At 38.8% G+C, this 20,349-nt stretch carries 22 protein-coding genes; 14 read left to right on the plus strand and 8 right to left on the minus strand.

Features of this window, described 5'->3' with window-relative positions; translation table 11 throughout:
- The first annotated feature begins 23 nt into the window (after window positions 1–23).
- The gene (gene upp, locus AC1M83_RS08790; RefSeq protein ID WP_035267277.1) at window positions 24–659 is read left to right on the plus strand and encodes a uracil phosphoribosyltransferase; all 636 of its coding nucleotides are present in this window, start codon (window positions 24–26) and stop codon (window positions 657–659) included.
- Between the two features lie 118 nt (window positions 660–777).
- Complete coding sequence (locus AC1M83_RS08795) at window positions 778–1,767, plus strand: hypothetical protein (protein WP_035267282.1); 990 nt, start codon at window positions 778–780, stop codon at window positions 1,765–1,767.
- 28 nt (window positions 1,768–1,795) lie between these two features.
- Here AC1M83_RS08795 and gigC read toward each other — a convergent pair whose 3' ends face one another.
- On the minus strand, window positions 1,796–2,674 hold the full coding sequence (gigC, locus tag AC1M83_RS08800; RefSeq protein ID WP_180028048.1) for a LysR family transcriptional regulator GigC: 879 nt from the start codon (window positions 2,672–2,674) through the stop codon (window positions 1,796–1,798).
- Between the two features lie 84 nt (window positions 2,675–2,758).
- On the opposite strand from gigC, the gene AC1M83_RS08805 reads away from it, so the two are divergent.
- On the plus strand, window positions 2,759–3,520 hold the full coding sequence (locus AC1M83_RS08805; RefSeq protein ID WP_035267285.1) for a ferredoxin--NADP reductase: 762 nt from the start codon (window positions 2,759–2,761) through the stop codon (window positions 3,518–3,520).
- Window positions 3,521–3,622: 102 nt separating this feature from the next.
- On the opposite strand, the gene AC1M83_RS08810 is transcribed toward AC1M83_RS08805, so the two are convergent.
- Complete coding sequence (locus AC1M83_RS08810; protein WP_035267287.1) at window positions 3,623–4,045, minus strand: hypothetical protein; 423 nt, start codon at window positions 4,043–4,045, stop codon at window positions 3,623–3,625.
- 158 nt (window positions 4,046–4,203) lie between these two features.
- Here AC1M83_RS08810 and AC1M83_RS08815 point away from each other — a divergent pair, with 158 nt between their 5' ends.
- From AC1M83_RS08815 to AC1M83_RS08825, 3 genes are all read left to right on the plus strand, one after another.
- Window positions 4,204–4,455 carry a hypothetical protein gene (locus AC1M83_RS08815; protein WP_035267289.1) on the plus strand — a complete coding sequence of 84 codons (252 nt, stop codon included), beginning with the start codon at window positions 4,204–4,206 and terminating at the stop codon, window positions 4,453–4,455.
- A 201-nt stretch (window positions 4,456–4,656) separates the two neighbouring features.
- Window positions 4,657–6,336, plus strand: a complete 1,680-nt coding sequence (locus AC1M83_RS08820; protein ID WP_481590471.1) for a mechanosensitive ion channel — start codon at window positions 4,657–4,659, stop codon at window positions 6,334–6,336.
- A gap of 66 nt (window positions 6,337–6,402) precedes the next feature.
- Window positions 6,403–6,612 carry a hypothetical protein gene (locus tag AC1M83_RS08825; RefSeq protein ID WP_092766956.1) on the plus strand — a complete coding sequence of 70 codons (210 nt, stop codon included), beginning with the start codon at window positions 6,403–6,405 and terminating at the stop codon, window positions 6,610–6,612.
- A gap of 118 nt (window positions 6,613–6,730) precedes the next feature.
- On the opposite strand, the gene AC1M83_RS08830 is transcribed toward AC1M83_RS08825, so the two are convergent.
- Window positions 6,731–7,930: a BaiN/RdsA family NAD(P)/FAD-dependent oxidoreductase gene (locus tag AC1M83_RS08830; RefSeq protein ID WP_092766957.1), complete on the minus strand. Its 1,200-nt coding sequence runs from the start codon at window positions 7,928–7,930 to the stop codon at window positions 6,731–6,733.
- A gap of 102 nt (window positions 7,931–8,032) precedes the next feature.
- Entirely contained in the window at window positions 8,033–8,893 is an 861-nt protein-coding gene (locus AC1M83_RS08835; RefSeq protein WP_481590472.1) for a 1-aminocyclopropane-1-carboxylate deaminase/D-cysteine desulfhydrase, read from the minus strand.
- Window positions 8,894–9,037: 144 nt separating this feature from the next.
- Between AC1M83_RS08835 and AC1M83_RS08840 the strand changes: the two genes are divergently transcribed.
- The 3 genes from AC1M83_RS08840 to AC1M83_RS08850 all read left to right on the plus strand — a co-directional run bounded on the left by AC1M83_RS08840 (window position 9,038) and on the right by AC1M83_RS08850 (window position 11,295).
- Window positions 9,038–9,232: an NF038215 family lipoprotein gene (locus AC1M83_RS08840; protein ID WP_092766959.1), complete on the plus strand. Its 195-nt coding sequence runs from the start codon at window positions 9,038–9,040 to the stop codon at window positions 9,230–9,232.
- A 187-nt stretch (window positions 9,233–9,419) separates the two neighbouring features.
- Entirely contained in the window at window positions 9,420–10,043 is a 624-nt protein-coding gene (locus tag AC1M83_RS08845; RefSeq protein WP_481590473.1) for a LysE family translocator, read from the plus strand.
- 133 nt (window positions 10,044–10,176) lie between these two features.
- Window positions 10,177–11,295: a DUF6670 family protein gene (locus AC1M83_RS08850; protein WP_481590474.1), complete on the plus strand. Its 1,119-nt coding sequence runs from the start codon at window positions 10,177–10,179 to the stop codon at window positions 11,293–11,295.
- Between the two features lie 62 nt (window positions 11,296–11,357).
- On the opposite strand, the gene AC1M83_RS08855 is transcribed toward AC1M83_RS08850, so the two are convergent.
- Both AC1M83_RS08855 and AC1M83_RS08860 read right to left on the minus strand, forming a co-directional pair.
- The gene (locus AC1M83_RS08855) at window positions 11,358–11,714 is read right to left on the minus strand and encodes a hypothetical protein (protein ID WP_035267298.1); all 357 of its coding nucleotides are present in this window, start codon (window positions 11,712–11,714) and stop codon (window positions 11,358–11,360) included.
- 75 nt (window positions 11,715–11,789) lie between these two features.
- Window positions 11,790–12,761: an MBL fold metallo-hydrolase gene (locus tag AC1M83_RS08860; RefSeq protein ID WP_481590475.1), complete on the minus strand. Its 972-nt coding sequence runs from the start codon at window positions 12,759–12,761 to the stop codon at window positions 11,790–11,792.
- Window positions 12,762–13,096: 335 nt separating this feature from the next.
- On the opposite strand from AC1M83_RS08860, the gene AC1M83_RS08865 reads away from it, so the two are divergent.
- Window positions 13,097–14,257: a toll/interleukin-1 receptor domain-containing protein gene (locus tag AC1M83_RS08865; protein WP_481590476.1), complete on the plus strand. Its 1,161-nt coding sequence runs from the start codon at window positions 13,097–13,099 to the stop codon at window positions 14,255–14,257.
- A gap of 62 nt (window positions 14,258–14,319) precedes the next feature.
- On the opposite strand, the gene metG is transcribed toward AC1M83_RS08865, so the two are convergent.
- Window positions 14,320–16,380: a methionine--tRNA ligase gene (metG, locus tag AC1M83_RS08870; protein WP_481590477.1), complete on the minus strand. Its 2,061-nt coding sequence runs from the start codon at window positions 16,378–16,380 to the stop codon at window positions 14,320–14,322.
- A gap of 184 nt (window positions 16,381–16,564) precedes the next feature.
- Here metG and AC1M83_RS08875 point away from each other — a divergent pair, with 184 nt between their 5' ends.
- Together AC1M83_RS08875 and AC1M83_RS08880 are read left to right on the plus strand one after the other, a co-directional pair.
- Complete coding sequence (locus AC1M83_RS08875; protein ID WP_481590478.1) at window positions 16,565–17,371, plus strand: hypothetical protein; 807 nt, start codon at window positions 16,565–16,567, stop codon at window positions 17,369–17,371.
- 148 nt (window positions 17,372–17,519) lie between these two features.
- Window positions 17,520–17,870, plus strand: coding sequence for a hypothetical protein (locus tag AC1M83_RS08880; RefSeq protein ID WP_092766966.1), 351 nt, complete (start codon window positions 17,520–17,522; stop codon window positions 17,868–17,870).
- A gap of 39 nt (window positions 17,871–17,909) precedes the next feature.
- Here the strand turns inward: AC1M83_RS08880 and AC1M83_RS08885 are convergent, their stop codons facing one another.
- Window positions 17,910–18,179 (minus strand): hypothetical protein, encoded by a 270-nt coding sequence (locus AC1M83_RS08885; protein WP_481590479.1) that lies wholly within the window; start codon window positions 18,177–18,179, stop codon window positions 17,910–17,912.
- Window positions 18,180–18,564: 385 nt separating this feature from the next.
- On the opposite strand from AC1M83_RS08885, the gene apbC reads away from it, so the two are divergent.
- Window positions 18,565–19,848: an iron-sulfur cluster carrier protein ApbC gene (apbC, locus tag AC1M83_RS08890; RefSeq protein ID WP_481590480.1), complete on the plus strand. Its 1,284-nt coding sequence runs from the start codon at window positions 18,565–18,567 to the stop codon at window positions 19,846–19,848.
- A 143-nt stretch (window positions 19,849–19,991) separates the two neighbouring features.
- Window positions 19,992–20,147 (plus strand): hypothetical protein, encoded by a 156-nt coding sequence (locus tag AC1M83_RS08895; RefSeq protein ID WP_155756999.1) that lies wholly within the window; start codon window positions 19,992–19,994, stop codon window positions 20,145–20,147.
- The last annotated feature ends 202 nt before the right edge of the window (window positions 20,148–20,349 follow it).

A 20,349-nucleotide genomic window follows, 5' to 3' on the forward strand; every position in this document is an offset into this window, starting at 1 on the left:
ATTTATACTTCAGGTGTTCTCCCGTGCCAATCCAAGAAATTCGTCATCCGCTCATTCGTCATAAATTAGGTTTATTACGCCGTGCAGATATCAGCACGAAGAACTTCCGTGAGTTAGCGCAAGAAGTCACAATGTTACTGACTTACGAAGCAACCAAAGATTTACCTGTTGTAGATCACGAAATTAATGGCTGGAATGGCCCGGTGACAACACAGCGTATTGCAGGTAAAAAAATTACTGTTGTACCAATTTTACGTGCTGGCATTGGTATGCTTGATGGTTTCTTAAATCTTATTCCAAGTGCAAAAGTTTCTGTTCTTGGTTTAGAGCGTGATGAGGAAACATTAGAAGCACGTACATACTATAAGAAATTGGTACCTGACGTACAAAACCGTATAGCGATGATTATTGATCCAATGCTTGCGACTGGATCATCATTGGTTGCTGCTATTGATGTCCTTAAAGCGAGTGGTTGTAAAGATATCCGAGTGATGGTTTTGGTTGCAGCACCAGAAGGTATTAAACGTGTGGAAGAAGCACATCCTGATGTTGTCATTTTTACCGCAGCTGTGGATAACGGGTTAAACGAGAATGGTTATATCGTTCCGGGTCTTGGGGACGCTGGCGATAAAATTTTTGGTTCTGTACAAAAAGATTAAAATTTGATTAAATTATAGAGGAGGCTAAGGCCTCCTTTTTTATTAAGATTTTGATTCAACGATAAATTTAAAAAAACTAATTACTAAGAATCAATCTTTTTTATGCTGGGGAAATAACATGTTTTACAGGGGTGTTTTACATTCGTACGACCCTGCATTGAAAGCAGGAATTATCAAAATCAATGATCATGATTTTGATGTACATTTCGTATTGAATGACATGGCAAATTCCAGTATCGCGCCTCAAATTGGTGAGCGTGTGAAATGTATCGTGGTCGATAAAGACGACCAGCGTCATGCAAAATTTATCGTGCGGTTAGACAATAAACATGCACGCGTCGAACAACCCTTGAATCAACTTTTTTATCGTGCGCACGAAGATTTAGAAGGTGAGTCTAAGAAGTTTGAACAAGAGCTAGATGAGCTGATCGAAAAGCGTCTTGCAGATCAGGAAAGTACGCTTGACTCACAAACACAAATCCAAGATTTTGAACTAAATTTTAATACACTGAGTAAAGAATCAATCGTGTTGGATGGTTCTGGTGCTGAACATCATGCAGATCAAGTTTCAGATCCAGTATCTAAAATTTCCTTAGGTGAACCTCTTGAGGAAGAGCAAATTAAAGAAATGCTCGAATCAAAGCCAAGTCGCCGTGTGCCAGTCTTAGATGAGTCAGCTGTCGTACCACTTACGAAAGTTCAACCTTTGAATGAGAGTGCGCCTGAAGAGAACGTAGATGATCATCTACCCGAGCCAACCCATGCAAAAGGGCGCCCACCAAAAGTTGTACGTAAAGAAATTCCTGATGTTAAAACGCATTTTCAATTAAAATTTAATGCGCAAAAATTCATTACGAGTTCGCGTGTTGATGAATTCGGAGCTGATAAAAAATCAAAGAAAAAAGCCAAGAAGATAAAAGATCCAAACAAGCAATTTAATCCATGGATATTTGCAAGTATTGTCCCTATTTTAGTGTTTATTAATCTGGGTGTTTGGGGATTTCAAAAATATGAGCAATACAGAGAAGAGCAAGACGCAAAAGCAAAAATTTATGCGGTAGAACAAGAACACATTATCAAAGAACAAAAGAAAGAAGCTGAGAAATAAAAAAAGCTCCAATGAGGAGCTTTTTTTATTAAGCATCACAGAATTTCATAAAGGCTTTTAAACCAGGTCCCTGATATTTTTGACGGTGTACTAACATAAATAAAGGACGTGTGAGTTGCCAGAACGGCGTTTCTAAAATCACCAGTTGCTCTTTTTCTCTTAATGGTTCAATAGCTAATTTTGAAATACATGACATGCCTAAACCACCAGCAACAATTTTCAAAATAGCTTCATTATGACCCAAAGTTAAACGAATATTGGCATTCGGTAAGTCTTGCAGGATTGCGTTGTCAAAGACTTCACGAGTCCCTGAACCTTCTTCACGTAAAATCCATTCAGCCTGTTTAAAGTCTTCAATGGTCAGAGGGCGGTCTAATTTCGCCAAAGGATGGTCTGGTGAGCAACACACAGCAAGCTCATCATCACGCCAGTGGATCGATTGTAATTGAGGTAAGTGACATGAACCTTCAATAAGGGCTAAATCAAGTTGGAATTGATTAACAGCTTCAATCATTTGACGCGTATTGCCCACTTGAAGTTGCAAATGTGCTTGTGGTTGTAATTGAAGAAAATCAGCCATTAAATCAGGCATCAAATAATCACTAATGGTCAAAGTCGCCCCAATACGGAGATCAATACTTTGAAGCTCGCCTTTTGCCGCTTGTTCAAATGATTCACATCGACCTAAAATTTCAAGCGCCTGTGGAAGTAAAAAACGACCCAAGTCATTCAGTTGTAATCGTTTTCCTAAGCGATCAAATAATGGTGCACCGAGACCATCTTCAAGATCTGCTAACGCCATACTTGCAGCACTTTGTGTGAGTCGTACAGCATCACTTGCTTTAGTTACCGTACCCTCTTGAGCGACAGCTACGAAAACAGCCAGTTGGCGTAATGTCATGCGCATGAATGAAGCCTTAATGTGAAAAAATATTAATAAATTATATTGTCATGCTACCATGAGCGCAGTCTGTCATGCCACGTAGAAATTATGTCAATTGAAAAATTTAGCGTAGAAAAAGTCCTTTCTGTACATCGTTGGACCAACACTTTATTTAGCTTTACCATGACGCGTCCCGCACATTTTAAATTTACCGCAGGGCAGTTCGCGCGTATTGGTTTGAAAGTTGGCGATGATTTGGTGGTACGTGCGTATTCTGTCGTTTCATCGCCTTTTGATGAAACCTTAGAATTCTTTTCAATTGTTGTACCAGATGGTGCTTTTACATCAAATTTACAACATCTCAAAGTTGGTGATGAACTTTATTTGGAAAAGATTCCTTATGGATTTTTGACGTTAGCACGTTACCAGTTACCTATGCCAAATGACCTGTGGTTATTGGCGACAGGCACGGGGCTCGCACCATTTATTTCTATGTTGCAAGACTTTGAAGTATGGCAAAAATATAAAAATATTCATTTGGTTTACAGTGTGAGGACAGCAAGCGAATTGGCTTACGTAGACCGAATTCAGGAAGTCGCGGATACCTTTGGTGAAGGTCATACAGGATTTAAATTTGTGCCAATTATTACACGTGATCCAAATGCACCATTGCATGATCGATTGCCAGTATTAATCGAAAATAGAGCGTTAGAGAAAACCGTAGGTGTCGATTTTAATCCGCAAACGTCACATATCATGCTGTGTGGGAATCCCCAAATGGTTGAAGATACAAAAGAGGCTCTGAAAGCACGTGGCCTGACCATGAATCGTCGTGGTGAAGGAAATATTGCGGTAGAGAACTATTGGTAAGTCCAAATCACCCTATCCTACGAGGAGAGGGAATTGAGGCACAAAAAAACCTCCATCTCGGAGGTTTTTTTCTAAATTACATAAGAATACTATGCGACATACTTAATGGACAAACATATCCATAAATTGACGAATCTCTTGAATCGCAGTATCTACATCACTCGTGAGCCAAGTCGGTTCAAATAAACCTGCATAATGCTCCAAACGATCGTGTGGAACCACTAAACGAATTGGGCATTCTTCCTCGAGTAAACGCCAAGGAATAATGGGCACTTCATTATCTAAGAAGCAAGCGATGTTACGAATGTCGATGATCATGCCGTTGACACATTCAGGAAAGGGCATCACCGAAAATTCTTCAGTGCGACGGCGGAAATACTCTAAGTCACCCCACTTCAGCACATAGCTTGGTTTCGTAAACTCAATAATTCCAATCAAATGCCCATCACGGGTATGATGCAAAGAACAGGCATGAGTGACATCTGTGTCTAAATCTAAAGAGACACTTTGTCGGCGATAGGTCATACAGATCGACAATAAAAATGAGGAGGGTGCATATTATACTCTATTTTGCATCACAGCTCATGTGCTTTGATCAGTACGAATTGATAATGTTTTTTCACACAAAACAACATGATAGATTGCTAGTATAAAAAATCATCAAAATACATAAGAGGGGCATCATGGTAGATCAATCCAATCATCCGACCCATAATGATCAAAAGAAGAAAAGTAAGATCCCAGTGTATATTCTGATTATCGTTGGTATTTTTTTAGCAGCCTTCATTTTCTATATGCTCGCTGATCGTGAACCAACACCAGGTCAAATTCCTGCTGATACGACTATTCCTGCAACTCAAGATAATGCAGATACAGCAACGGCAACAGATTCAGCAGTGGATAATACCGTTACTGCGGTCGCAAACGATCAATAAACCACTACACTTTTCACGTTTAAACCCAGCTTCGGCTGGGTTTTTTCTTGATTTGCAACAATGTGTTGTATTTATGATGCTTTGAGTTGATTAAAAAATATTCGAAATTTATGGTGTGATGACGCGATCGAAAAATGATCTAGGGAAAAGAATTAAATCAATCGTAATTCAGAACACTTAACATAAGAAGAGGCGTAACCAATGAATGATGAATATAACGGCTTCACTCGAACTGGGGGCTTTGATGCAATGTATTATTGGGAGCAATTCCAACCAATTATTGCTGCAGTGGCCATTTTACTCATAGGATGGATCATCGCTTTAATCGTTGCCGCAGGGGTTAAGAAGGTACTTGCAAAATTAAATACCAATCAAAAATTGAGTAGTGCGACAGGACATCGCTCAAATATAGAAAATATCATCTCCAGAGTCGTTTTCTGGCTGATCCTCATTATTGCTGTTATTGGTTCACTCAACGTTTTAAATCTGACCAGTGTGAGTGGTCCTTTTAGTAATATGGTTCAACAATTCTTACTATTTATCCCACAATTATTGGCTGCTGTAGCAGTTGGTTTTATTGGATGGATCGTAGCAAATTTAGTCAAAGTTGGATTAACTCGACTACTCAGTCGTACGCAACTGGATGAAAAACTCAGTCAAGATGTCGGTGTGAGCTCATTTAGCCAAAATATCAGTGAAATTGTTTACTGGCTCATTTTATTGCTGTTCTTACCGATCGTGCTGTCTATTTTGGGCTTAAATGGTTTGTTATATCCAGTTCAGAATATGGTGACTGAAGCCGTTGCATACTTGCCGAATATCTTTATGGCAGGTGTGATTTTATTTGTTGGTTACATTTTGGCAAAAATTGTACGCGGTATTGTCGAAGGGTTACTTTCAAGTTTGAATGTTCAACAGCAGGCTGAAAAAATCGGGGTTTTTAAAAATTCCAATCTGCCTAAGCTATTAGGATCATTTGTATTTGCCTTAGTAATCATTACTTCACTGATTATTGCGTTTGAGACTTTGGGTGTAGACGCGATTTCACAACCAGCAACGGCAATGTTGTATGAAATCATGAATGCAATTCCGCATATCATTGCAGCAGGTTTAATCCTGATCATTGCTTATGTGGTCTCACGTTTCGTATCTAATCTTGTGGTTGAAGTGATCGCTGGGACAGGTGTTGATAACATTCCTCAAAAGCTCGATATGCAACGATTTTTGGGTCAAACCAAAATATCAAAAGTTGTCGGTCATTTGATTGTATTCTTCACCATGCTCTTTGCGGTGTCTGAAGCTGCGAATCGTTTGGGCTTCGATCAAATTAGTGATTTGATTGCGATGTTCATTTATTTCGGAGCGAATGTACTTTTAGGTGCAGTTATCCTCGTCATTGGTTTCTGGTTAGCAAATCTTGTCGCCAATGTGGTGAAGCGTGGTGAGACCAATAGCGCACATTGGTTAGCGAATCTTGTCCGAGTACTGATCATTGGTTTAGTCGTGGCAATGGGCTTGCGTGCAATGGGAATCGCTGACTCAATCGTAAATTTAGCCTTTGGATTAACACTTGGAGCGGTTGCTGTCGCTTTTGCACTTGCATTTGGTCTAGGTGGTCGCCAACCTGCAGAGCGATTGTTGACTGACTTAATCGATAAAGTGAAATCTGACGCGAATAAGCCAAGACCAAATCAGCCTGAACAAGTCACGCCACCACTTACTGAGCAAATGGATGCTTCAACTGTTGCGGAAGAATATCAAGACGAAGACATTTCACCCACGCAAATTGATGTAGAGGCACCAACTCAACCATTGAATAATCCTTATGGATCTACAGGAGAGTCGGATCAAAATACACCATCAAAAAATGACCTTAAATAACATGTAAATTTGTGTCGGGATCAGTCAGCATGGTTTGGCTGATCCTCATGAAAAAGAGTAAAAATTATGAGTAAGAAATTTAATAAATTATTCGCCCCAATAGTGATTGCAGGTATCACCGTGGGTTTTTTAGCAAGCGCTTACCGCTTTGTTTTTGCAAATTCAAAAGCTACTGAAAACAACAGACTCAATACACCATCTATTGATGATGCAGTAACAGATCCAACCACACAAATGCTTGATTCAACTGATACCAATGCCCAAAGACCCTCATAAATTCTGCTTTTAGAAAAGATAAATGAATAATGAAGCATTCGATTGATCAATAGGGATGATAGTCAAAGAGGGCGAAGGATGCCCCTTTAATTACAAAATGAACAATACTTGTTGTTAATTAGACATACTCAGATGCAGCATGTGCAGATGACCAAGCCCATTGAAAGTTAAATCCACCTAAATGGCCCGTTACATCGAGTATTTCTCCGACGAAGAAAAGCCCTTTTTGCTTTTTACTTTCCATTGTTTTTGAGGAAACTTCAGTGGTATCAACTCCACCTAAAGTCACCTCAGCCGTACGGTAACCTTCAGTCCCAGAAGGTTTAACTTCAAATGCATGAAGGCGCTGGGCAATCGCCTCTAGCTTCTCATCGCTGATATTCCCGATTGATATTTCAGCTTGATCCATCCAAATCAACTGTTGTAATTCAACTACGACACTCTTCGGTAAGTGTTCAGCGAGTAAGGTGCGAAGTAACACTTTAGGTTGATTTTGTTTTTTAGTTTTAAAAAAATTCAAGAGATCGATACTTGGTAAAAAGTCGACTTTAAAACTTTGACCGACATCCCAATAGTTTGAGAGTTGTAAGGAACTTGGACCACTTAAACCACGGTGCGTAAACAAGAGTGCTTCAGTAAAGCTATTGAGATGATTGCTTAATGTCACTTCAACAGCATTGCCACTAAGTCGTGTCGTCACTTCTTTGAAACCATCAGAAAAAGTAAAGGGGACTAGACCTGCACGAGTTGGATAAACATAGTGTCCAAATTGTTTAGCAATCTCATAGCCAATGCCTGAGCCACCAAGCGTCGGAATTGAGAGACCACCAGATGCGACCACGACAGATTCAACTTCAAAAAAACCTAAATTGGTTGCCACCTGAAAACCGTGCTCCTCAAGGGCGTTGACGGCTTTCACCTCGCAACTGGTTTTGATGTCGACTAGACCGGTTTTGTCACATTCAGCAAGTAACATGGCTAAGATTTCTTTCGCGCCGTTGAGGGTAAAGAGCTGACCGTGTTTACGTTCTTCGTATTCAATGCCATATTCGCAGACCAAGCCAATGAAATCCCAATTGGTATAACGAGTGAGTGCTGAGATAACAAAATGCGGGTTATGTGAAATATAGTTATCAGGCTCAACATACAGATTGGTAAAGTTACATTTACCGCCACCTGACATAAGAATTTTTTTCCCTACTTTATTGGCTTTTTCAACCACCACGACACGACGCCCACGTTGAGCAGCCATATATGCGGTCATTAAACCAGATGCACCCGCACCTATTACTAAAACATCGTATTGCTTGGAAGACATGAAAATAATCAAAAAACGAAACAGCGCAATTATAACGGTAAATTACGATGAACTGAGCATTATCGGATTAATTCAAGCGAACAGAAGCAGAAGCAAGATCAACTAAATCGTTCGACCTTGAAGCCCGCCCGAATGAATGACTAAAACTTTAGCGTTTTTGGGGAAATAGTTTTGTTGTATAAGATCATGAATGCCCAACATCATTTTTCCAGTATAGACTTGTTCAAGTGGAATACGGTATTCATATTCAAACTTTTCAATAAATTGAATCAGTTCAGGTCGGGTTTTGGCATAGCCTCCGAAGCAATAATCATCCGTGATATGCCAGTTGTTTTTACCCGTTAGTAGTTTTACTTCATCATTCAGAAAATTGCCTTTTAATGCAGAAAATCCAATAATTCTTTGATGGTTTAAACTGCGCTCAATCAATCCTGAAATCGTACCGCCTGTTCCGACAGCACAACAAATGAAGTCATAAGTTTGATCAGCATCTTTTAAAATTTCTTGAGTGCCCTGAATGGCAAGCGAGTTGGTGCCACCTTCTGGAATTAGATAACTTTCAGGAAAGCGTTGCGCTAAGTGAGCTAAAAACTCAGGATCATTTTTTTGTCGATATGCTTCTCTCGAGATAAAATGCAGCACCATACCGAAACGTTCTGCGGTGGCGAGGGTGTGATTGCGGGCTGAGTTCTTGAGTTCTTCACCACGAATGATCCCAATAGACTGAAAGCCAAATTGATGCGCAGCAAACGCTGTGGCGGCAATATGATTTGAATAAGCACCACCAAAGGTCATTACATTCTCAAAGCCTTGACGTTTTGCCTCAATAAAATTGTATTTCAGTTTATAAAACTTATTTCCAGAGATATGTGGATGAATTTGGTCTAAACGGCGAACGGTGATGTTTAAACCGTTTAAAGAAATTTCCTGATCTTGAACCTGTTGGGCTATCGTATCAAACATAGTGCGAGAATTTGGTTTTTTAAGAGTATAGCGGATTTCGAATCTTAGCTCTTACTCGGATAAATTGAAAAACAGTGAAAAAATATGTTTAAAAAATAATCAAAAGTGCTAATCTGAAAGAAAACGGAATTTTGGGAGGGTGGCATGAAGCAATCTCTATCCATTTTATTATTGGGTTTGTTTATTTTAACGGCCTTAGGCTGTGAGCAGGATTTTCTAAACAAACCAAAAACTGAAGCACGAAGTATGATTATTGCTGGCGTACCTGTACAGGAAAGGGACTATCGTCTGTCTCCGCACGAAACTGCATATAATGAAGCACTGTCAGATGATGATTAGCATGACTTGGCTATTTTTATAAAATCAATTGTATTTAATTTATACAGTAAACTAATTCGCTAAAAATAATAAAATAAATAGTGAATAATTTTAATATTTAAAAAAAACACTCAAATAATTAGGGAAATATTCATAAGGCTTCCAAGTAGAATAACCCGATAAATCAATCATCTACTATGGAATTAATGTGGAATCAATTTGGATTTTAGGTTCGATTGCAGCAGCACTTTTACTGGGCGCAATGAGTCCGGGGCCGACTTCAATCTATGTCGCTAAAAATTCAATCGCTATTTCGCGTAAACATGGTTTATTTACTGCACTAGGAACTGGTCTCGGTGCTGCGATTTTTGGTTTATTGGCAGTATTAGGTTTACAGGCATTCTTAGTTGCAGTGCCTTCAGCATATTTGGCTTTGAAAATCTGCGGTGGATTATATTTATTGTTTTTGGCTTATAAAATTATCAAACATGCCAAAGATCCAATCGAAGCTGATCATTCTGCATCGCATCCGATGAGTTTACGACGTGCATTTACCACAGGCTTAATTACTCAATTGTCGAATCCTAAAATCGCGATTGTACTTGCCAGTATTTTCACAGCTTTATTACCCAAAGAGATTCCCTTGTATTTTAACTTTGTGTTACCAATGCTGTGCTTTTTTATCGATGCTGGTTGGTGCTCGTTGGTGGCGGTTGCATTATCAGCGGAAAAGCCGCGTGCGGTATATTTAAAATTTAAGAAAGTATTTGATCGTGGTGCGGGCATTGTGATGTCTGTGCTCGGATTGAAATTGATTTTTGGTGTGAAGTAGATCACATTTTTAATCTTGTCTAACAATTTTTATGATCTGACCTGAATTCACATTTGCCAGTCCTGATCAGCTATAAAGAACTGAGGAGAGGTTGTTTAGGGTGTAAATATCTCTCATTGTTTGTGAGTTTGTTATGTATTCTCTCCTCAGTAGTCATTCCAAAAATAAAAGTCTACAACAAAAGTTCTACTATCAATTGGGTCAAATGGCCAAAAACCTTTTGGGTGCAGTAGAGCCAGAAGAACAAGCACTTTTACCGCGCGAATATAATTTAGAAGCGCATGTTTTTCATCGTCAATTCGCGAGTACGCATTATGGAATTATGATTCCAGATTTGCCTGAGCCTTTTCGATATTTGTCCTATGCTTCTGTCATTGGTGATGTTGGTGTGAAGATAACGCATTTACCCAAGTCGATATCGAGTCTTAGTCCTGAAAATACCGCTACTTTGGTTCATGGAACAGCCTTATCGACAGATGAAGAAGCCTTTCGCATTTATAATATTCAAGACGAAATTGTATTTCATCAAAAGCCATTTAAGGTTGAGTTTGGTCGAGAATCTTTCCTTGCTGAAATTGAAGGGAGTTATCATCTAGTATCTGAACGTGATGATCTGCAAGTTGATCTTTGGTTAACCCCAACGCATGCCATTACGTGGTTTGCACATAGCATGTTATATCAGCACTTTAGTGTATTGATGCAATATGAAGGTCATTTCACCCAACATGGAAAACGTGTTGAAGTTAAAGGACTATGTACACTAGAACATTGGAAAGCAGTCTCAAGCTCAATGTTGCCGAGTCCCATTAAACCGACCACAGGATTGGTGCCTTTAGACAGTTTTAGTTATCAAGTCATCAACATAGATGATGAGTCACAATTGGTCTTGGCGTATATCGGTTTTGCAGGTGAACCTACTTATACCGCCGTGTCTTATCGCCATATTGATGGTACTTCTATTCAATATGATGGTGAGGTTGCTTTTCAAGTGATTGCATTAAAGCCTGATCCGAAAATAACACCTGACGGTTTTGAAATGGAGGTGCCTCAGTCTTTTAGATGGATTGCGCATCATCAAGGTGAGAAAGTGTTAGATATTCTTGCGGTGGCAGATACGGAATATTGTTATGGTTTAGCCGCAGGTTATGTGAGTTCTTATCAGTGGAGTGGTTTGCTGAATGGAACTGAACGTAAGGGGCGAGGTTATGTTGAATATATTGACCGAAGACAAAACGTAAATTTAGATACCTAATTTTTGAATTAAATACGCCCTTAAAAAAAAGCCTCTAAACGTATTAGAGGCTTTTTAAAATCTTATTTCTTACATTCAGGCTGTGAACGGTCAATTACTTGTGTACCTTCTACACGATAACCAATTTGACCAACAATGAATGCTTGATTCAATTGAGTGATCACCACATCAGAAAGAGCCACAGCGCAACGATTTTTTTCAATAGCACGATCTACAGCAGTTTTAAAGTTTGGAACCCCTAAAGGGAACAAGACAACTGGGACCTTATCTTCACCTGTTACACGTTCACCTTTCACGAACTGATTAGAGTTAAGATTGTAGTTTTTAGTTGAAGCAACTGTCATATCAGCCATACGAACTGAACAGCCTGTCGCCAATACTGAAGTTGCTGCGATAATTGAAATTAATAATTTTTTCATTAGTTTACCCCCGTTTTTAAGCGAGGGAACTTTAAATAAAAATACTTGAAATTTCAACCATTGCATGACTTTAGTTTAATCTTTAAAGTGAACCGGTATCCATTGGTAGCTTTGTCCATCTTTGGAATAAATGTGCCCAAGCCCCGGGAATGGTAAATGTGGTGCTGCAATCAAATGTCCATCTTTGGCATATTCAGCAAAATGTTTTAAACGTGTGTGGATTGCCGTTTGTGGATCGATATCGAACTCAATCGCGGTTTCAGGTTTGTCGAACTGCAAGGTATGTGAATGTACGATGTCACCAATAAACACCACGTCTTGTCCATCAGCTTTCAGTTTAAAGCTGTAATGTCCTGGGGTGTGACCAAAGGATGGTTTAAATTCGATATCACCAAAGCTTAAAGATTTGTCTGAGAAGACTTTAATCTGTTTCGCTTTTTCATATGGTGCAAGCGCTGCTTTGATTTTTTCGACTGTTCCTAAAAAACCTGCTTTTTTGTCTTTTGGCAGTTTTTTTACGGTATTTGGACTCAGCCAATAGTCATATTCCGTTTTTGAAATATGCAGCGTTGCATTTGGATAATTCGCTACGCCGTTGTTTGAGATACCGCAAACATGGTCAGGGTGTAAGTGAGTGAGGAAAATACCATTCACTTGCGTAGGCTGATAACCCGATGCTTTGAGGTTGTTATAGATTGAACCTAAGTGTGCGCCAAAGCAGCTTGCTGCACCGCTGTCGACCATCAATAGTTGGTTGCCTGTATTGATGAGAAAGGCATTGACTGAGGTTTGGATGCCTTTGTCATTCGCCGCAGCGTATTTTTTAAGAATCTCAGTTTTTTCACTGTCGCTTAAGCCTTTAAACATGGATGGATTAAGGTAGTTTGTACCATCGAGTAGGGCGGTGATTTGGATATTACCAATTTGGTGATGGTAGTAGCCAGCGACTTGTTTTTGCGTTGGGATGGTAGTGGGTTCAACGGCTTGGGTGGCGATGGCTGTGGTGCTTAGGGCGAGTGTGAGAAATAATGATTTGAACGTTGTCATAGCTTTGTTGTCGTTTTAAAGGAATCTTTATTTTTTATCATATTTATTACGAAAGTTTAAAATTAATTGGAAGCTCCTTCTCTTACGCCATATATGGCTCAGGGAGAAGGTTGGGATGAGGGCTATATTTTATTTGCCTTACTTTTGTCGGGGCAAAAGTAACAAAACCCTTTTGTTCGTTAGAGGGCACGTCCGTGTGCCCCTAACAAACGGGCGACATCCATGTCGCAGGTGATGTAATTTTAAAATTTTGTATGTATAGAAAAGAATGTAAACTAATTTACAGGAAAATTATCAATTTGTTGATTGTGTAAGAGAGGGGTATATAAATAAGCATGCAAAAAAATTATGAAGAAAAAATTAAGCTGATACACAATATTTTAATTGCTGTTTCTACAGGTACAAATATAACTCCGATTTTGAATCAAAATTATGTTCAACTTAGAAGTGAATTGTTATCTTCAAAATACAAGGATTCACTGCCAATTTATATAAAAAGTAGTTTGGACTTAAAACAATTTTGGTCAGTAATTAAAAATGAAAGCCCGACATATCAAGGGCGTCGAGATATTCTAAACAAAGATTTTCTAAAATTAGAAAGTTTATTCAATAGTAATATTTCTGAAAAATATCATCTTAAAATTACAACGAAGTCTAAAAAGAAATTTTATAGATGTGATATGACATTTGATGAATTACAAAAAATTGTAAATTCATATCATTATGCTGAAGATTTCGTAATACAAGGAAATACAATACTCGCCTCTGATATAGAATCAATTACTCTCAAAGTGAGTTATGAGTATTTCGAAAGATATGAAACAGAAGCAAAAGATGAATTAGATAATAAACGTCAAAAAGATTTAAATAATGGGGTGGTGATTGTAGGCGGCTACGATACCCGAGGTCATGCTTTTAGCAAATTGGAAAATGTTACCGATAAATTTATCGTACATCCATTAGGAGCATTAAAAACTAAAAAACAGTCTGAGCTTTCAACTGAAAAAAAGAGTGATCTAGTAAAAAAAATCTTTATTAGTCATGCAACTAAAGATAAAGAAATCATAGAAGAATTGATTGATTTATTAGAGAGTATTGGTATTAATTCTGCACAAATTTTTTGCTCTTCATTTGAAGGATACGGAATACCTTTAGGTGATAATTTCCTAGATAAAATTAAACAAGAGTTATCATCTGAAGTACTTGTTCTATTTGTAATCACAAATAACTTTTATGAAAGTAAAGTTAGTTTATGTGAAATGGGGGCAGCTTGGGCTTTGTCTAAGGGGCATATTCCGATTGTGGTGCCACCATTAACTTACTCTGATATACAAGGTGTGATTCCTTTAACTCAAGGATTGTTAATTAATGACGTTTCCAAATTAAATAGTTTGAAAGAGAAACTAGAAAACGATTTCGGGCTTCAGCCAATTAATTTAAATTCTTGGGAGCGAAAGAGGGATAAATTTATTAGAAATATTAATAAATTTGGTTGATTAATAATAAAAGAAAAAAGCCCCTACATCAGTAGAGGCTTTTTCCTATCTTAATCTATAAATTAAGACACTTTATCACCTGGTTTAGCACCAGTTTCAGGTGAAATCACCCAAACACCTTCGCCATTACCCGCAGCTAACACCATACCGTTAGAAATACCAAAACGCATCTTACGTGGTGCAAGGTTAGCAACCATTACCACCAATTTGCCTTTTAAGTCTTCAGGTTGATAGAACTCACGAATACCGCTAAACACGTTACGTGGCTCAGCTTCACCGACATTTAAAGTCAATTGAAGAAGTTTGTCAGAACCTTCAACGTGAGCGGCTTCTAAAACTTCAGCCACACGTAGGTCAACCTTCATAAAGTCTTCGATGCCAATAATTTCAGCTTCACCAACTTTAGGCTCAGGTTTCTTCTCAGTAGCTTTCTTTTCTTTTTTCTTTTCCGCTTTTGGTACTTCCGCAGGTGCAGCTAAAGAATCTTTAGATGCATCTACCATTGCAGCAACTGCTTTCGGGTCTACACGTTGCATTAACGGTTGGAACAATGCAATTTCATGCGCAACCAATACTTGCTTACGAGACTCAAAGTTGAAGCTGTCTAACTGTAAGAACGCTTGAACTTGCTCTGCCAATGTTGGAAGTACAGGCGCAAGGTAAACCGCCAATTGACGGAATAGGTTAATACCTACAGAACACACGTCATGAACTTGTTGTTCTTCGCCTTCAATTTTCGCTAAAGCCCAAGGCTTTTTCTCATCGATGTATTGGTTGGCTTTATCTGCAAGCGCCATGATTTCACGAATGGCAGTTGAGAATTCACGTGATTCGTATGCTTGCGCAATTGAATCGCCCGCATCAATAAAGCTTTGAACCAACTCAGGCTCTGCACAAGTCGTAGACAATTTATTGTCAAATTTCGTGTTAATGAATTTCGCACAACGACTTGCGATGTTCACCACTTTACCAACAAGGTCAGAATTCACTTTTTGAACGAAATCATCAAGGTTTAAGTCAGAATCTTCAACTTTGTCAGAAAGTTTAGATGCAAAGTAGTAACGTAAATATTCAGGGTTTAAATGCTCTAAATACGTTTCCGCTTTAATGAACGTACCACGAGATTTAGACATCTTCTGACCATTTACAGTCAAGAAACCGTTTACGAATAAGCTTGTTGGGGTGCGGTAGTTTGCACCTTCAAGCATTGCAGGCCAGAACAATGCGTGGAAATAAACGATGTCTTTACCAATGAAGTGATAGACTTCATTTTGAGAATCTTTTTTCCAGTAATCATCAAAGCTTAAGTCAGGACGCTTGGTTTTGATGTAGTTTTCAAAGCTCGACATATAGCCGATTGGCGCATCGACCCAAACATAAAAATATTTATTTGGTGCATCAGGAATTTCAAAACCAAAATATGGCGCATCACGAGAAATATCCCAATCCGACAAACCTGCTTCAAACCATTCATCGAGCTTGTTGGCAATCGACACAGGTAAACGACCTTCGTCACGTGTCCATTTTTGTAGGTATTCACCAAAGTTCGGCAGTTTAAAGAAGTAGTGATCTGAAGATTTCTCAACAGGAGTCGCACCGCTTAAAGTCGATTTTGGATTGAGTAATTCAGTTGCGTTGTAGGTTGTGCCGCAGACTTCGCATGAGTCGCCGTATTGATCTTCCGCTTTACATTTCGGGCATGTGCCTTTAATAAAACGGTCTGATAAGAACATGCCTTTTTCAGGGTCAAACAATTGCGTTACAGGGCGCACCGCAATATTGCCTGCTTCACGGTTCTTAATATAAATCTCAGAAGCGCGAGCTTGGTTTTCAGCGCTGTTGGTTGAGTCGTAGTGATCGAAATCAACCTTGAAGCCGGCAAAGTCACGCTCATGTTCTTTTTGTACATTGGCAATTTGCTGTTCTGGAGTAATACCGTTGGCTTCAGCACGTAGCATAATCGCTGTACCGTGAGCGTCGTCCGCGCAGACATAAGTCACGTTATGACCCATTGCACGCATCGCACGTACCCAAATATCTGCTTGGATATAACCGAGTAAGTGACCCATATGGATCGGGCCATTGGCGTATGGAAGGGCGTTAGTGACTAAGATATTACGCACGGATCTGACTCTCTCATTCGTATTTTATGCAATGGGCGATAATTTTACATGAGATAGAGCAGACTTGCATAAGGCTTTTGGTGAATTCTTTTTCAATAACAAAGTTGCACATCCCAGAAATGCTACTTTGTGGCAAGATTATCGGGGATAATGCCCCATTCGCAATTTGCTTGAGTGTTTGACCATGTATGATGATTACCACGATTTTGAAGACGATCAATCCGTTACACGGATTAAATCCAATATCAAAGAACAGCAAACAGCAGGCAAACGCATTCTTGAAAATGCGCAGCAATACTTAGATCAAATCGCACAAGGTGAACATACGTTTTTAATCGACACATTACGTCATTTGGCACAGCAAGATGAATACTTTAATGTCTTGGCCGATCAGCTCGATCAACCCGTTGGTTCAAAAGTGGCAAATGATGCGTTGAACTTGATGCACTTCTGGCAACAGATTCATCGTCATGAAGATGTCAAAGCCTTTAACTTACTTGATGTTATTAATACTGAAGCTTTTCAAAAAGATGTATTGACCGCTTTCGATGCTATGCAGATCAATGAGCAGAATAAAGCCTTGCGTCGTCCTGTGATTATAGAAGCTTTTAAAATGTATAAACTCGGCTGTTATGCAGGTTGTGTACCATTACTTTATGCCCAACTTGAAGGTTTACTGACAGATGTGCTGATTCAACAAGGTTTCTTAAAGCAAAATGGCACGAAGTTAGTCGATGTTTATAAAATTGTACCGGGTTTGAAAGGCAATGAAATTAAGAGCCTTTGGCATAAATCTAAGATTGCCATTGAGCTTAATCCATACTTTGCTGAACTCGCGGCTTATAAAATGGATTCAAGCTCGAATGTGACTGCGACACGTCATAATATTTTGTATGGCACGGATGTCGAGCATTTCACACAAGCACGAAGCTTTATTTTATTTATTTGGTTGTTTTCTGCATTGAACTTTATGTCGAATATTCGCTCCTAAATTCATCATTTTCAACTCAAAAGTTACAGCGTAGTGTTGTTCTACATCATCATGTGAGAAATTGTAGTGATTCGAAACATTTACGATGAGCACTGCAAATCTTCGATATAACTAAGATTCACTATCAAAGCGATAAAGAGGATTGAAGATGTCGAATAATAAAATTGATGACTTAAAAAACAAAGCTTCAGAACTCGGTGATGATCTGAAATTAAAGGCGAAAGAAGCTGAGCTGAAAGGCGAGAAAGCATTGGATCAAGTGAAGCATGGTGCAGCAGAAGCCAAGCTTGAAGGTGAAAAAAAACTGAATGATCTAAAACATGACACGCAGCAAAATTCTTCTGAAGCGCATTCAACTTTAGATGATTTAAAACATAAAGCGGTAGATTTAAAAGAGCAAGCAGCAGATAAATTGCATGACCTGAAAGATCAAGCGAGTGAAAAATTTGCGGATCTTAAAGCAAAAGCATCAGAAAAAATTGATCAACTGAAAAAGTAAATTGATCACAAAAAAGCTCATCATCAGATGAGCTTTTTTTTAATTTTTTCTAATCCATTCGATTTTTCTAATTTCATTATTCACCACAGTAAAGGTGTAAATCAGATCATGAAATTCGTAGGTATAGCTATAAGCCGTAAAACGATTTTTTCCTTCTTTCCATTCATAATGTTGTGTTGAAGTCGGCGTCTGCTTCATGTGTGAGCTTAATTTTGCATAAGAGTCACCTAAGCTGATGATTTGTCCTGAAGGAGTACGAAAACTTCGGGATTCATTGGCGGCATAGCCTGAAATTGGTAGAAGGAGCATTGTGCTCATTAGGGCAGTTATTGAGCGTGTTTTTAATTTAAGTTTCAGATTTATTTGTTTTAAAGACATATCGTAGCGTTATCTTGGTTTTATATTCTTTTCAATTTTAATGTTAAAAATTCGCTATTGTGTTGCTATTTGTTGAAAGCATGAATCACTTGCAACATGAATCAAGGCGTTTAACAGTGAAATCAAGTTTATAGCCTGTATCAATGACATCAATCGAGATACGCCAATAAAAATAATAAAAAAGCTGACTAATTTAGTTGGAATTCGACTAACATATTTCTATTCAAACGGGGATCAATATATTGTTGCTTAACCTTGTTGATATTTCTCGTTAAACTATTTCTTTATCAGTTTCTGTCCAGACTTGGAGTACGGTATGTCGTGGCTTTCTTCACTCAAATCTGTTTTTTCACCCTCAAAGGAGGTGAATGAAGAGGCTGTACAACACGTATTACAACACTACGTTTTGCCGAATTCTGACAATTTTTTGAAAGATCGAATCACACAGGTCAATGTTGAAGGTGATGTACTTCAAATTACCATTAATACCGTGCCAAGTGAAAAAGATCAGTTACAGCAAATTCACGATGAACTGGCTGATGCTTTGGAAAAGTGTGGGATTAAAGAGCTGAATATGCATGTCATTCAGCAGAAAACTGGAAGTCATGCTCAACAACAAGGTGGCTGTGGGCACAACCATGCAGCAGGTGAAAGCTGTTCAAGTAAAAAAGCTGATGCCCCAAAATCTAATCTGCCTCCTGTTGTAGATGCATCTGCAAGCCAGGATGCGGTAAAACAAGCGAATGCGAATTACCAACCTCAACAAGAAGAAGCACCGATTCAAAAAGCTGCACCACAGCAACGTGATGTACCTAAGCATCCACGTATCCAGAACGTGATTTTAGTTTCGTCTGGTAAGGGTGGTGTAGGCAAATCAACCACTACGGTAAATTTAGCTTTGGCATTACAAAAGCTCGGGCTGAAAGTAGGTGTATTGGATGCAGATATCTATGGTCCAAGTATCCCAACGATGCTTGGCAATGCCGGTAAAACCCCAATGATCGAGGCAGAACATTTTGTACCGTTGGATGCTTTTGGTATGGCGGTATTGTCGATTGGTCATCTGACAGGAGATCACAATACTCCTGTGGCTTGGCGTGGTCCAAAAGCAACAGGTGCATTGATGCAACTGTTCAACCAAACCCTTTGGCCTGATCTTGATGTATTGATGATCGACATGCCACCAGGAACAGGGGATATTCAATTAACTCTGGCACAACGTATTCCAGTGACCGGTGCAGTGATCGTGACGACACCACAAAATGTCGCATTGATGGATGCGACCAAAGGTATTGAATTGTTTAACCGTGTTCAAATTCCTGTGATGGGCGTGGTGGAAAATATGTCGACACATATTTGTTCAAACTGTGGCCATGAAGAGCAAATCTTTGGTACTGGTGGTGGCGATAAGTTATCGGAACAATACGATATTCCATTACTTGGACGTTTACCATTGAATGCGAAAATCCGAGAGCATGCCGATGAAGGTAAACCATCTGTATTGATTGGTGATGATGCAGCAGATAGTTATATTGAAATTGCACAGAAGATTGCAGCTGCATTGCCTAAAGCTGAAAGAGATCAAAGTCGGATTTTCTAAGTATTTGAAAAGACCCAATGTTAAACCTGTCTAAGTCTGACTTAGGCAAGTTTTTTTGTTGACCGTTCGTCGTTTTAGGATTATTTACTCTAATTTTTCTACCTAAAATATTTTGTGAAATTTCACGTTATATGGGTATAGAAATGCGTTCAATCACTGCAATGAAGATGGTTATGATTTCTCTCATTCTGTCAACGACAGCTTCAGCTGCCATTATTCCTTATGTTGATTATCCTAAAGAATTCCAAAAGAAATCTTTAAATATTCAGGTTCAAGAAGCTGAACAACAGTCAAATTAATGCTTGAACTCAGCATCACAGCGTGAATGGACTGTGATGCTGAATTTCATCGATGAAGAACGTGCTATAAGCATTTTTGCAAGAGTACATCATGTTTTTCGTTTCGATTACATTGTGTGACTTCAGAGTTATAATTTAAATGACAAACTAACCTGATGAAAAATATTACAAAAAAAATTGTGTTTCATTCTTGAGAAATTTT

The sequence above is a fragment of the Acinetobacter sp. 25-47-130 genome (assembly GCF_056779705.1).